This is a genomic window from Parcubacteria group bacterium CG10_big_fil_rev_8_21_14_0_10_36_14, from assembly GCA_002772895.1.
In the GTDB taxonomy this organism is placed as follows: Bacteria; Patescibacteriota; Patescibacteriia.
In genome coordinates, this window is the sequence record PFCS01000013.1 from 817 (window position 1) to 14,206 (window position 13,390).

A 13,390-nucleotide genomic window follows, 5' to 3' on the forward strand; every position below is an offset into this window, starting at 1 on the left:
ACGGGGATGGGAATGGTTTGTCTTTTTTCCGCCCCATCCCCGTCAAGAAAAATCACAGATACAAAAAAATACGTTAATTAACGTATTTTTTCAGTTAGCCAACCCAGTGGCACTTCGGACGGAGATGGGTCTCTCGAAACACGCACTAGGTTGGCTCCGGGGGCGGGATTCGAACCCGCGACCAATTGATTAACAGTCAACTGCGCTACCGCTGCGCTACCCCGGAATATTGAATAACTATAAACTATTTTATATTATTTTTCAAAAATTGTCAACTGCATATTTTTACATTAAATTCCGAGGTGCAGTCTAAAACAATGGGAATAGTAAGACCCCCTCCTAACCTCCCCCCGAGTACGGAGGGAGGAAAAATGCCCCCGCCGTTTACGCCTAGTAATAATTATGCTAAGCTTGGGTTTAGAACATTTACAAGGAGAACTTCTGATGCCAAAAAATAAAAAAATCGGGCTTATTCTGCCTGGGGGCGGATTTCATGGTCCATTTCAGGCTGGAGTGTTAAAATTTTTTGAAGAAAGAGGTATCAGATTTGATTATATCGTTGCTTCTTCCATCGGCACAATCAATGCTTCTATTTTAGGAGCAAAAGATGGAGACGCGGAAAAACTCTGCAAATTTTGGGAAAACGTCAAACCACATCATTTTTTTTATCTTGCTTGGAAAGAATGGTTAAAAACCGGCCATATTAATTCTATTTTTTCACCAAAAAAACTTGAGGAACAAATTCTCAAAATTGCTGACATTTACAACCAGCGCGAAAATATGGATATAGAGCTTTCTCTTTTAAATTTGGATACAGGGCGAGTTGAATATGTATCAAGCCACGACCCGGATTTCAAAAATGCTCTTTGGGCAAGCACTGCCATCGCGCCTTTTTATCCGGCAATGTTTTTGGAAAGCCGGGGAAGCCAATATATTGATGGTGGTTTAGGAAGAAACTTTATGATTCAGAGATGTTTTGAGAAGGGCTGTGACTCTGTTGTCCTCATTAACTTGATTGAAACACAAAAGACTCGAGCAAAACCGCAAAAAGAATTTGGCAAACGAAGAAGTCTGGAAGCTGTTTTTTGGCGGACGGCAACGCTTGTCATTAAACGAGTTTTTGCCGATAGCGCCGGACAGGACAAATATGATAATGAAAAAGTACTAAAAATATTTTCGCCAAAAGGAACTTATTTTTCTATTCTTCTTCCGTCTAATCGATGGTTTCGACAAATGATTGAAACCGGCTATGAGGAGGCGGAAAGAGTATTCAATGCCTCAATGCTTTTGGTAGGAAAATAAACAAATTATGAACATACAATAGGTATGTTCATTTTTATATTTTAAAAATTATTCTTCCATTTTTGTAGCCTTGCCATAATAATATGTAAGAGATAAGCTATAAAAGCGTCATATATACAAGTACTGGCTAAAAATTTGATAAATTTTGGTATTTTTAGCTATTTTTATAATTTAATCAATAAGATAATCCCGAATTATATTCAGGGCACTCACTAAAAATATATGTTGAAAAAAACATTAAAACTAATATGGAGGAAAAAAATCTTATCAGGCATCTGTCTGGTTGCTATAGCCGGAACAAGCTATTTTGGTTATGAAAAATTAGGCAATCAAGCAGAAACGAAATATATAACTTCGGCCGTAGAAAAAGGAATGATTATACAATCCGTTTCTGGCTCCGGTAAAGTAAGCTCACTAAATCAAATCGATATTAAACCAAAAGCTTCTGGCGATATTACAGGTGTTTATGTAAAAGAAGGGCAGGAAGTAAAAAAAGGAACTCTTCTTTTTAGTATAAGCTCTACTGACGCGCAAAAATCCGTAACTGATGCAGAAATATCTTTGGATAGTGCAAAAATAGATCTCGAAGAAATTCTTGAACCAGTAGACCAGCTAACCCTTATGCAAGCACAGAACGCATACGATCAAGCAGTATCTTCGGAAAAAAAAGCCATAGAAGATCTTTCCAGCTCCTATGAAGATGGACTCAGCTCTTTAACGAGCATCTTCTTTGATCTTCCTGAAATTATGACAGATCTTTATGACGTTCTTTTTGGTTATGATTTTGGAACATCGCAATGGAATATTGATTGGTATTCGGATACAACGCAAAATTATGGAGGTGAAGTTTTGAAATATAAACAATTAGCAGAAAATAATTATAAAATAGCAAAAAATAGCTATGATAAAAATTTTGATAATTATAAAAACATCAGTGGCTATTCTGAAACCGTGAAAATTGATGCTCTAACTGACGAAACCCATGCTACAATAAAAAATATCTCGGAAACAATAAAAAGTATGACAAATCTTGTTAATTTTACAAAAGACATACTTGAACAAAACGGGGCAACAATCCCTTCCGCTCTATTGTCACAACAAAAAACTTTGCAAGACTATACATTGTCAGTGAATAAAATACTTGGCACGCCCACCTCTATAAAACGAACTATTCAAAATGCAAAAGACGCAATCCCTAAAGCAAAAATAACACTTATGGAAAAAGAAAAAGCGTTAGAAGATGTAAAGAACGGGGCTGATAATATTACTATCAGATTAAAAACTTTGGCAGTACAACAAAAAGAAAACGCGTTGCTTTCTGCAAAGCAAAACTTAGCAGAATACTATCCACGCGCGCCTTTTGATGGAATAATTGCAGACTTAAGTGTAGAAAAAAATAATTCCTTTTCATCCGGAAATGCAGGCGCAACCATTACAACGAAACAAAAAATAGCCGAAATCAGCTTAAACGAAATTGATGTAACAGACATTAAAGTAGGACAAAAAGCAACTTTAACTTTTGACGCTGTTGAAGGATTGTCAATCACAGGAGAAGTTGTAGATGTAGACTCTATTGGCACCATTTCTCAAAACATTGTCAGCTATGCGGTACAAATCGCTTTTGATATAGATGACGACAGAATAAAACCAGGAATGAGCGTTAGTGTATCCATTATAACTAATTCTAAACAAAATATTTTAACCGTTCCTCTAGGTGCAGTAAAAACTCAAGGACAAACAAGCTATGTAGATATTTTAAAAGATGGGGAACCACAAAAAACTCAAGTTGAAACCGGCATAAGTAATGATACCTTAATTGAAATTACAAGCGGACTAAATGAAGGCGATATGGTAGTAACTCAGACGATATCTACGGGTGGTACAACACCTTCCGCGTCTTCAAATACTGGGAATAAAAATTTTGGCGGTTCCGGATCTTTCAACGCAGGAAGTGGAGCGGTGATGAGAATAATACAGTAATTTTTATGATAAAGTGCGAGAATATAACAAAAGTATATAAAAGGGGTACCTCTGAACTTAAAGTTTTGGATAATGTTTCATTTGAAATAAAAAAAGGTGAGTTTGTTGGAATTGTCGGTCCATCGGGTTCAGGAAAATCAACCTTAATGAATATTCTGGGTGTTTTGGATAGGCCTACTACAGGAAATTATAAATTAAACGATAGGAGTGTTCTGGATTTTTCTGATGACGAATTAGCAGAAATGCGTTCACAAAAAATAGGTTTTGTTTTTCAATCGTTTAACCTGCTTTCAAGGTCAACCGTTCTAAGAAATGTATCTCTTCCTTTAATTTATGATAAAAATACTCTTCCGGAAGAGCGAATAAAAAAAGCTAAGCGAGCGCTCTCTGCCGCAGGACTAGAAGAGGATCGCTGGACGCACTTGTCAAACGAACTTTCCGGTGGACAAATGCAAAGAGTGGCAATCGCTAGAGCCCTTGTTAACGAACCTGATTTAATTCTGGCTGATGAACCAACAGGAAACCTTGATTCAAAAACCGGCGAGATAGTACTAGAAACTTTCAAAAAATTGAATGCGGAAAAAGGGCACACTATAATCTTGATTACTCATGATAAAAATGTTGCCAATTACACTGACAGAACAATAGAAATAAAAGACGGACAAATAATTTCTGATAACTAATTACTATGTTCTTAAAAGATTTATTTCAAGAAACATATTTTTCTCTCTCTTCAAACAAACCAAGATCTGCCCTTACTATTCTGGGTATTGTTATTGGTATTGGCTCAGTTATTGCTATGGTTTCTATCGGAGCAGGCGCAACAAAAAATATAACAGCAAACATAGAATCATTGGGTTCTAACCTCCTTATTGTTATGCCGGGAGTACAAAAAAATAGTGGGTCTGTTGTGCGTGGAGGAATGGGATCGGCTACAACCTTAACATCAGAAGATTCGGTCGCTATTGAAAACCAGATAGCGGGTATAAAGAGTATAGCGCCTACCGTTTCAACCAGGAAACAGGTAAAGACAACAAAAGGCACCAATACGAACACTAGTATTTATGGAATAACTCCGGCTTATGTTGACATAAAAACACTTGCGCTTGAAACAGGCACATTTTTAACCGATTCTCATATTGACAAAATTTCTAAAGTGGCTATTTTAGGTCCTACGGCAAGAGATGATTTATTCGAAGAAGGCATAAATCCAATCGGACAAAAAATTCGGATAGACAGTTTGGAATTTACTGTTATCGGTGTAACTGAAGCTAAGGGCGGAAGCGGCATGGGAAGCGCTGACGATTTGATATATATTCCCCTAAGCACGGCTCAACATTATTTTATGGGTAGTAAGAGTGTAAGCAATATAAATATACAAGCAGAAAAAGAAAATATGATGACATCCATCCAAGAAGATGTTACAAACCTCCTCTTAAAAAGGCATGGAATATCAGATCCTCTAAGCGCTGACTTTTCTATTATGAATCAAACAGATATAATGAATACAATGTCATCTGTTACAGGCACACTAACTATGCTCTTGGGGGCAATTGCTAGCATTTCTCTTTTAGTCGGCGGAATCGGAATTATGAATATGATGCTCACAACCGTAACAGAACGAACGCGAGAAATAGGGCTTCGCAAATCATTAGGCGCAAAAAGAAAAGACATCAGTATGCAATTTTTAAGCGAATCCGTGATGCTAACTTTTATTGGCGGAGCAATAGGAGTTTTGCTTGGCTGGGGTGTATCTCTTTTGATTAATAAATTTGGAGGAATGACAACAGACGTTTCTTTGTGGTCAGTTGCATTAGCTTTTTTTGTGGCAGCGGCAATTGGAATTATTTTTGGCTATTACCCTGCTAGACGCGCAGCCGCGCTAAACCCGATAGAAGCATTGAGATACGAGTAATACTTATCAATTTTAATTATAAATAAATACTGCGTCCTACTTAGCGAGACATATAATTATAAAATATGAAAAAAATATATATCTCTATTTTCGCGCTTTTGATTGCTTTTGTATTGGTGGGTGCCGGGTGCCAAAAAAATACTACCGACGAAATCTCTACCGGACGCGCAGGTAGGGTCGGACAAGCGTCTTTTATGAATAATGATATGTTTGATGACGCAAGTGCTGACGAGCTTATTCTTGGAGAAAAGATATCTGTGATGGGTGCAACAAATAGCGATGGAAGTGTCACGGCGCAAACTATTATTATTGGAGATTTTTCTAAAATGCAGGGAATTGTAAAACCGGAAGGGACACAACAAGACGGGCAATCGCCTGACACAAACATTCCAAATATCGGACAACGCCCAGATGCTTCACAGTTTCAGAATATGACTGATGAAAAAAGACAAAAAATGCGTGACCAAATGACAGCCAGCCGGAAAACAGCTACCGGCGGACAAGGAACGCGTACAGGAAGCATTAACCAATCAACCGGACGAGCAAATGGAGAAATAATAAATATTGACGAGACAACAATCACCGTAAAGCTTGCTGACGGCGGTTCAAGTTTGATATTCTATTCTTCTGAAACTGTTATCAAAAAAATGAAAGATACTCCAGCTACTCCTCAAACCGAAACTCAATCGTAATAATTATATTTAAAAAATAAAATTAAAAAAACTTATCGTTTTATTTAATCTAAAGTAGTAATAAGAAAAATAATAATATGCCTATTATAAAATGGAATCCATTTTGGATGGATGACGAGTTTGAAAATATATTTAATACAAAATTAGCTGCTTTTCCGATTGATGTTTATGAAAAAGATGGGAAAGTAATCGCAGAAGCGCCAATTCCCTGTGTAGACCCAAAAAAAATTGAGGTTGCGATTGAAAACGAAGTTTTAACAATAAAAAGCACGGAAGAGCAAAAAAGCGAAGTGGAAGAAAAAAATTATTTTAGAAAAGAAATTCGCCATGGAAGTTTTTGTAGGAGTGTTCGCCTGCCTGTTCCTGTGCAAGAAGAAAAAGCAGAGGCCAACTTTAAAGACGGGGTTTTGACCATATCAATCCCAAAAGCAAAAGAAGAAAAAAACAAGAAGTCGATAAAAATAAAAGTAGAAGAACGATAATACATAAATAATTTAAGCGCTACTAACGTTATTATAAAAAGAGCCAAGTTGGCTCTTTTAGTTTTGTTTCTCTTTGAACATATGGGCGAATTCTCCTGCTTTGCCTTCACAATTATCACCGGCAACAATAGTCATATCACCGTGCTTACCATCCGGATACTCTTTTAATAAATTATCTACCCTTTGTGAATGTTTAATGCCAACTGCAGTTCCTTTTGCGCAAATCAACCAAAGCTCGCCATTAAAATGCACATATCTTAGAAACCGACAACGCTGAAGTTCTTTATTGCCAACCCCACAACAATCGTGCATATATTCTGGATCAAGCCCTTTTAATTTACGCATGCCCATCTTTTCACCTCCTTCTCTACTTTTAACTTAGCACCTTTTATAAACCTTGGCAATATTTATTTTAAGAAGGATGGATACTCTATTCGCATTGAGCAAGTTTTTTTGGTATAATAAAATTATAACAATTAAAAGAATATTTTATGTGCAGTATGAAGAAATTAAGGCGACTGCTTCTACTCATAGTAACTCTGGGTATTGCCGGATTTGTAGTTGGAAAGAAAAAAGGATACATAAAGGATGTAAAAAAGAAATAATACTAACTTATTCTTGAAATAAAAAAATCCCATATTGCATGGGACTATTTTTGTGCGCTAGAAAGGAAGTGCAAGCCAGTATGGCAAGGTCACCGCCATCAAAGAATCCTTTGCGCCTAAATAAGATATCAGGATGAGCGAAGCGTTGAACAAAGAGTGCAAAATCATTCCTGAGGCAAGAGAACGCCCGTTACGCAAGTAGACATAGGAAAGGACAAATCCTCCAAAACCCTGGAGAAGAATATTGATTGCTCCACCATGAACAACTCCAAAAACCAGAGAGGTAATAATGATAATAGGATAAATCGGCTTGCGTCCCAAACGTTTGATAACCGAAGGTTTCAAAATTTCGTCTTCGTCGCGATTTCTCAACTTCTTGCTAAACCAATACCATCGAAATGCAAGTTCCTCCCAAACAGGAGCAAGAATACAGGCGAAAAAGATATATGCCACCAAACTTCTCGTTAATCCAACTTGGAGCAATGACAGAACGTCTTGTTTTACAACATAATTCCATAGCGTAAAGCTATGCTTGTGCAAAGTTTCTTGACTCAGTAATCTGGTCAAAAACAGAATCATTAAACCGTTATAAATAAGGTCAACGACAAGCGCCGTCAACACAACGGTGGTTTTCTCAATAAAAGTGCGACGCTGTTTCTGCAGAATTGGTGAACCGTCTTCACTTTGTCTGCCAGTCTCTTTCCAATAATAAAAATCAAGAAAAAACAATTTATTACGATTCCAACGTTCTTTTAGGGTACATTTCTGCTTCTCATACTCCATGGCTACCCTCTCCTTTCAAGGTGCTATATTTATAGTATCCTACAAATAAAAATAAGGCAATAGCGCCTTATTTTAGTAAAATATTCCTGAAAAAATGATTAAAAATTCTAGTAATCTCGTAATTTTCTTATATCTCGCTTTTCTTGTATTTTTTCAAGCGCCTTCGCTTCAATCTGACGGATACGCTCACGGGTTACATCAAACTCTCGCCCCACTTCTTCCAAAGTATGAGTAACGCCGTCACCTAAGCCAAAACGCATTTCCAAAATCTTCTGTTCTCTTGGAGTAAGGTCGGAAATTAGATTTCTTACATAATCTTTCAAAAGCTGGCGCGCGGCCGCTTTATCCGGAGAAATATTCTTTACATCTTCAATAAAGTCTTCAAGCTTGCTATCCTCATCATCGTTACCAACAGAGGTCTCCAAAGAAACCGTATCTTGAGATATTTTTTGTATATGCCTAACTTTTTCAATATCTTCCTGCATTTCGAAAGCAATTTCTTCCGGAGTAGGTTCTCTTCCCAGCTCTTGCACCAAAACACGACTTATCTGCTGAAGACGATTTATTGTTTCAACCATATGCACAGGAATACGAATAGTTCGTGATTGATCCGCCAGAGCGCGAGTAATTGCCTGCCTCACCCACCATGTCGCATATGTAGAGAACTTAAACCCTTTTCTATATTCAAATTTTTTGACAGCCCTGAATAGCCCTATGTTTCCTTCTTGAATTAAATCCAAAAGGGACATATTTTTTCCTACAAATTTTTTCGCAATTGAAATAACAAGACGAAGATTAGCTTCAATCAATCCTTTTTCAGCTTCTTTATCATTTTTTTCTTTTCTTTTTGCAAGCGCAATTTCTTCTTCAGGAGTAAGAAGAGAAATTTTGCCTATCTCTTTTAGATACATCTGTATTGAATCAGGTGCCAAAAGAGACATATCTACAGAAACTCTCCCCTCTTTCTTATCATCTCTCTTAGGCTGTCCCAACATTGCGCGATCTTCATCTCTACGCCCCAAAAAACCTTCTCTTTGTTCTAAGATAGACAATCCCATTCTATCCAATTGATATAAAAGCTCTTCATAGGTAGGGACGTAATCTTCAATTTCCGGAAAGGAACTGATTATCTCATATTCAGTTAGAAACCCTCTATTTTGCGCTTTTCGTAACAACGAGTCAAATTGCTCTTCAGTTGGCGGAGCAGATTTTTGATAACGCTCTTTTGGTTTTTTAACTTTCTTTAAAGCGGTCTTTTTCAGCGCGGTTGAGATTTTTTTTACTGGTTTTTTTTGAACTTTCTTTTTTATAACTTTAGCCTGCTTTGTTTTTTTCAAAGGAAGAGATTTTTTCTTTGGCGCAGATTTTTTACGGATAGTCGGTTTAGTCTTCTTGCTAAAAAAACCAAATCGCTTAGCTTTTGGCTTCTTTTTTTCCTTAACGACTTTCTTTTTAATTGTATTTTTCTTAGACATTTAGTTTTTTAAATTCTTCTAAAATATTTTTCATTTTTTCGTCATTACCTTCCTTTTCTATAAGCATCATCTCTTTCTCCAACACTTTTCTTTTATTTTTAATATAACTATTTATTATATACAAAGATAAGGCTTTTAATTCTCTCTGAACTTCATCTTCTGTACAATTGGCATATTCCTTATCTTTCAAAAGCAATAATTTATCTAAAATTAGCGTATCTTTACCTAATTCTTCAATCCAGGCCCGAAACTTGTCCAAATTAAAAAGCTTATTGTCATTATAGTAAAGAATAATATGCCTGTAAAACTCTTTGGCAATTTCAAGATTTAGCATATCCGAGGAAACGGCTTGCAAATACTGACTTTCTTCATTGAGCACACCTAAAAGCAACGCCAAATATTTAAATTCTATATTCTTCTCCTGAATTTTTTCCGTCTCTTTTATTGCTATTGGAAACGCGGTATTCTGTCTGCCTTTTAATATCTCTACCCGCAAATCTCTTTCGTGAACACCAGTTATAACGCTAAGCTTCTTTAGCCATAAAGCTCTTTCTACAGAAGTTTTTATTTTTTTTATCTGAGAAATAATTAAATTGCAAAAATCAGCATTTTCTTTCGGGTCGTCCAATTTATATTTACAAAGATTAGTGTCAATATAAAAATCAATAATGTGTTTTGGGGTTTGGACTGCTTTTTTCCAAAGCTCTGGAGCTTTTTTTACAAGCTCGTCCGGGTCTTTTACAATTGGTTCACCAAGTTCATTTTTAGGTATTTCTAAAATCTTTACATGCAATCCTGCTCTAAGTGCCACATCAATACCTCTAAGCGCTGCTTCTATGCCTGCACTATCGGCATCAAAACTCATAATTATACTGCTTGTATACCTTTTTATTAGAATTGCCTGTTCTGTCGTAAGCGCTGTACCAGAAGTGGCTACTACATTCTTAAAACCCGCTTGCCATAAGCCGATTACGTCCATATTTCCTTCTACAAAAATTGCGCATTCCTGACGTTTTATTTCTTGTTTTGAAAAATTAAGACCATAGAGAATTTGTGATTTTTTATAAACTGGCGTCTCAGGCGTATTAATATATTTTCCTAACTTTCCATCATCAAATTCCGGCAGTACTCTGGCCGTAAAACCAACAACAGTTCCATAATGATTAAAAATTGGGAACATCACTCTTCCTCTAAAACGATCATATATTTTTCCACCAATCTCTTTTTGATTCGCAAGCCCGGCCAAGATTATGTCTCTGTCTTTGAAGCCCTTTGAAATTAAATGAGAGGTGAGGGCATCCCACGATTGAGGCGCAAAACCAAGACGAAAATTATCAATCGTTTCTTTGAAAAGTTCTCTGTTTTTCAAGTATTCCGTAGCTATCGGGGATTTTAAAAGTTCTGCTGAATAAAATAATGCAGCCGCTTCTAAAACATCTGTGAGTTTACTCTTTTGTGAAATTAGCTTTGGGTCTTCGCGTTTTAGAACAACACCGGCACGCTTTGCTAAAATACGCAAAGCCTCAGGAAAGTCTATTCCCTCCATTCTCATCAAAAACCCAAAGATATCCCCTCCTTCTCCGCATCCAAAACAATGCCATATTTGCTTATCTTCCGATATCATAAGCGAGGGGCTCTTTTCTGAATGAAAAGGACAAAGCGCCTTATAATTGGCACCTGCTTTTTTCAACTCAATATACTCGCGGAGAAAATCCACGATATTTATGCGAGATTTTATTTGCTCAATATTATCCATGATATTTGCCTGCCCGCTGGCCTAATATCACCAATAACGCGGGTTCGCGTTTATTCGCAAAGATAGATTCGCGGATTCAATCTATATTATTGCCTTACCAAATCCCAGGAAATAGTTATCTTTCTTTCTGTTCCGTCTTCAAGAATTTCACTAATCTCTCTTTTTCCTTTTAAGTTTCCGCTAATCGGATCAGGCGTTAATACTAATTTTTCTGCTACCACTTCAGGAAGTGTATATATTGTTTGTTCTTCTAGATCGTTAACAATATCTCCCGATTCTTTTCCGTAGATACAAATTGATTTTCTTTTTAAATATTCTTTTGCGCTATCTGCTTTACCCCAAGCTGAAGGAAGCTTTAATAAATATGTTCCATCATCTTTTACCTCTAAGCGTAGAGTGTTTTCACCTAAATTTCCATCACCAATAATTGTATATGTCTTTGTTTTTTCTTCCTGGCTGCATCCTAAAAAATTATATGCATATCCGCCATCAGCAACAACAAACTCTGTTGCATAAGCATTTTCTCTTAAAGTAAAGATTGCCTGAAGTATTCCTTGCTCATTCTTTTTCTCTTTTGTATCCGTCCATTCATACTTAACAGAACCACTCCACTCATTACATCCCTCTCTCATTGCAAAAACTTGAATTTCTTCTTTTAAGGTCGATGATGCAGAATCATTAATTACGGTAAGCACAACATCATTAAAACGCTCATCACGTTTATCTAAACAAAATATTTTCTTTCCCACTGTGCTCCAATCCTCTATTCTTGGTTTTTCGCCCTTAACTGTTACGAGAGCTTGAATTTTATAATTGGTATCAGTTAAGTCCGGCATACGAAATTCAATCTTTTTTATAAACCAACCGGATTTATGAAAATACAAATTCTGCATAGTACCCGGACCAAGGATTAAGCTTGAAGATCTTATAAATGCTTTTTCTTTTGAGGGTACGGAAATATCAATAACACTACCCTTCCCCTTTGAAGTCCAAATAATCGCGACAACGAGCGCAATTATTATAATGACAAAAATTCCTATTATGTAATAAATTTTATGCTTCATAAATGACATTAAAAAACCCTGACTTTTGCCAGATTCCTCCCATAATTATTATCTTCTAAATATACCACTAAACAAAATTGAAATCAATAGATAATACAGTACTATTTTTTGTTTAAAATTAGCTATTTTTAATGATTCCTATGATTGTGTAAAATTTTTCTTTTTATATGGTATTGTTTTGAATTTGATTTTCCTTTCTTATCTATATCCTTTTTAAGACCAAAAAGAGTTAGAAAACCGCCAAATGCAGACAGCCCCACAAGTCCAAATGTCCAATTAAAGCCGATAAATTCCGCCATAGCTGCGCCAAGTCCGGCAGTCACTGCAGCTGCAACACCAATAACAGTTGAATACAAACTCCACTCAAAACTTTCGTGACCCTTATCCAAATGTGTGCTCCAAAGTCCGAGCCAAGCAGGAAACGCTATTCCGCTTCCAATACCATGAATTGCTTCTGCAAGATAAATATAATTTACATGATCTGCAAAAATATAGATTAAAGGATTTAAAACTATCATTCCGTATCCAATTTTTAGCCACAGTAATTTATTATCATGTCTATCAACATACCTTGAAAAAGGTAATTGCACGGCGCTCTTAACTAAAATAAAAATGGCAGTGGCAACACCAGCGGCAAAAATCGTTCCACCCGCTAAATCATCTTTAATAAAAATGGCAATAATCGGTGCAACCAGCCCAAATCCGGTAAAATAAAAAATGTCTGCAAACATTAGATATCGTAAAGTCCTATTCATAGTTTTTTATTTTTTATAAACTAAATACGAATACAGGAAAAGATACAAAACAGAAAAAAGTATTGGAAATAATACAAAAAACATACTATACCCCTCAAAATAAGCGCTAAAAATAGCAAGAATACCTGACGCAACAAATAGCCTTGATCCCATTTTGTGTGTTTTTTCCCAAACCTCATCACTCGTTAATGTCCATGGCGTTCTAATACCAAGAAACCAATTTCTTTTTATGTGTTTCAGAATCGTTCCTATAAAAATAAATAATGCACCAGTCGCAGGCAATATTGCTTGACCCATATTAAAATAATAACCTAAATTCCAAGCAATAATCAGTCCATCCACATAAGTAAAAAATACAACCATCAATAAAATAAATGAGTTATAATATTTTCTAAATTTTTCTATATTTTTTTTAAAGGATCTATTTGCGGTAGAAACATAAAAAGCAAAATGGATATAAAAGCAACTGCCGGCATTAAAAAACTTCCCAAAACTTTAGTAGATATCCGTCAGCTTCGCCTTCTATATTCCAATGAGATACGACCTGTTCAGAAAGTTGTGAATAAAAAAATGCGCCTGCA

14 protein-coding genes and 1 tRNA gene are annotated in these 13,390 nt (G+C 36.1%); 6 read left to right on the forward strand and 9 right to left on the reverse strand.

Annotated features, from left to right (window positions below; translation table 11 throughout):
* Positions 1 to 151: 151 nt before the first annotated feature.
* A tRNA-Asn gene (locus COU51_00975) sits at positions 152 to 226 on the reverse strand.
* A 176-nt stretch (positions 227 to 402) separates the two neighbouring features.
* Here COU51_00975 and COU51_00980 point away from each other — a divergent pair.
* From COU51_00980 to COU51_01005, 6 genes are all read left to right on the forward strand, one after another.
* Entirely contained in the window at positions 403 to 1,302 is a 900-nt protein-coding gene (locus tag COU51_00980) for a hypothetical protein (protein PIR66973.1), read from the forward strand.
* A 222-nt stretch (positions 1,303 to 1,524) separates the two neighbouring features.
* Positions 1,525 to 3,282 (forward strand): hypothetical protein, encoded by a 1,758-nt coding sequence (locus COU51_00985; protein ID PIR66974.1) that lies wholly within the window; start codon positions 1,525 to 1,527, stop codon positions 3,280 to 3,282.
* Positions 3,283 to 3,287: 5 nt separating this feature from the next.
* A complete protein-coding gene (locus COU51_00990) occupies positions 3,288 to 3,965 on the forward strand; it encodes a macrolide ABC transporter ATP-binding protein (protein ID PIR66975.1) in 678 nt (225 codons plus the stop codon).
* 5 nt (positions 3,966 to 3,970) lie between these two features.
* On the forward strand, positions 3,971 to 5,197 hold the full coding sequence (locus COU51_00995) for a multidrug ABC transporter substrate-binding protein (protein ID PIR66976.1): 1,227 nt from the start codon (positions 3,971 to 3,973) through the stop codon (positions 5,195 to 5,197).
* 65 nt (positions 5,198 to 5,262) lie between these two features.
* On the forward strand, positions 5,263 to 5,889 hold the full coding sequence (locus tag COU51_01000; GenBank protein PIR66977.1) for a hypothetical protein: 627 nt from the start codon (positions 5,263 to 5,265) through the stop codon (positions 5,887 to 5,889).
* Positions 5,890 to 5,966: 77 nt separating this feature from the next.
* Positions 5,967 to 6,371 (forward strand): molecular chaperone, encoded by a 405-nt coding sequence (locus tag COU51_01005; protein ID PIR66978.1) that lies wholly within the window; start codon positions 5,967 to 5,969, stop codon positions 6,369 to 6,371.
* A gap of 57 nt (positions 6,372 to 6,428) precedes the next feature.
* On the opposite strand, the gene COU51_01010 is transcribed toward COU51_01005, so the two are convergent.
* The 8 genes from COU51_01010 to COU51_01045 all read right to left on the reverse strand — a co-directional run.
* Positions 6,429 to 6,722, reverse strand: coding sequence for a hypothetical protein (locus tag COU51_01010; protein PIR66979.1), 294 nt, complete (start codon positions 6,720 to 6,722; stop codon positions 6,429 to 6,431).
* 311 nt (positions 6,723 to 7,033) lie between these two features.
* On the reverse strand, positions 7,034 to 7,759 hold the full coding sequence (locus COU51_01015; GenBank protein PIR66980.1) for a hypothetical protein: 726 nt from the start codon (positions 7,757 to 7,759) through the stop codon (positions 7,034 to 7,036).
* Between the two features lie 107 nt (positions 7,760 to 7,866).
* Positions 7,867 to 9,234 (reverse strand): RNA polymerase sigma factor RpoD, encoded by a 1,368-nt coding sequence (locus COU51_01020; protein ID PIR66981.1) that lies wholly within the window; start codon positions 9,232 to 9,234, stop codon positions 7,867 to 7,869.
* Entirely contained in the window at positions 9,227 to 10,990 is a 1,764-nt protein-coding gene (locus COU51_01025) for a DNA primase (GenBank protein PIR66982.1), read from the reverse strand. Before COU51_01025 ends, COU51_01020 begins: the two co-directional genes overlap by 8 nt.
* Before the next feature lie 86 nt (positions 10,991 to 11,076).
* Entirely contained in the window at positions 11,077 to 12,054 is a 978-nt protein-coding gene (locus COU51_01030; protein ID PIR66983.1) for a hypothetical protein, read from the reverse strand.
* Positions 12,055 to 12,182: 128 nt separating this feature from the next.
* Positions 12,183 to 12,809, reverse strand: a complete 627-nt coding sequence (locus COU51_01035; GenBank protein ID PIR66984.1) for a hypothetical protein — start codon at positions 12,807 to 12,809, stop codon at positions 12,183 to 12,185.
* A 6-nt stretch (positions 12,810 to 12,815) separates the two neighbouring features.
* Positions 12,816 to 13,172 carry a hypothetical protein gene (locus COU51_01040; protein ID PIR66985.1) on the reverse strand — a complete coding sequence of 119 codons (357 nt, stop codon included), beginning with the start codon at positions 13,170 to 13,172 and terminating at the stop codon, positions 12,816 to 12,818.
* 112 nt (positions 13,173 to 13,284) lie between these two features.
* Positions 13,285 to 13,390, reverse strand: a 106-nt coding sequence (locus tag COU51_01045; GenBank protein PIR66986.1) for a hypothetical protein, incomplete at its 5' end; no start/stop codon positions are given.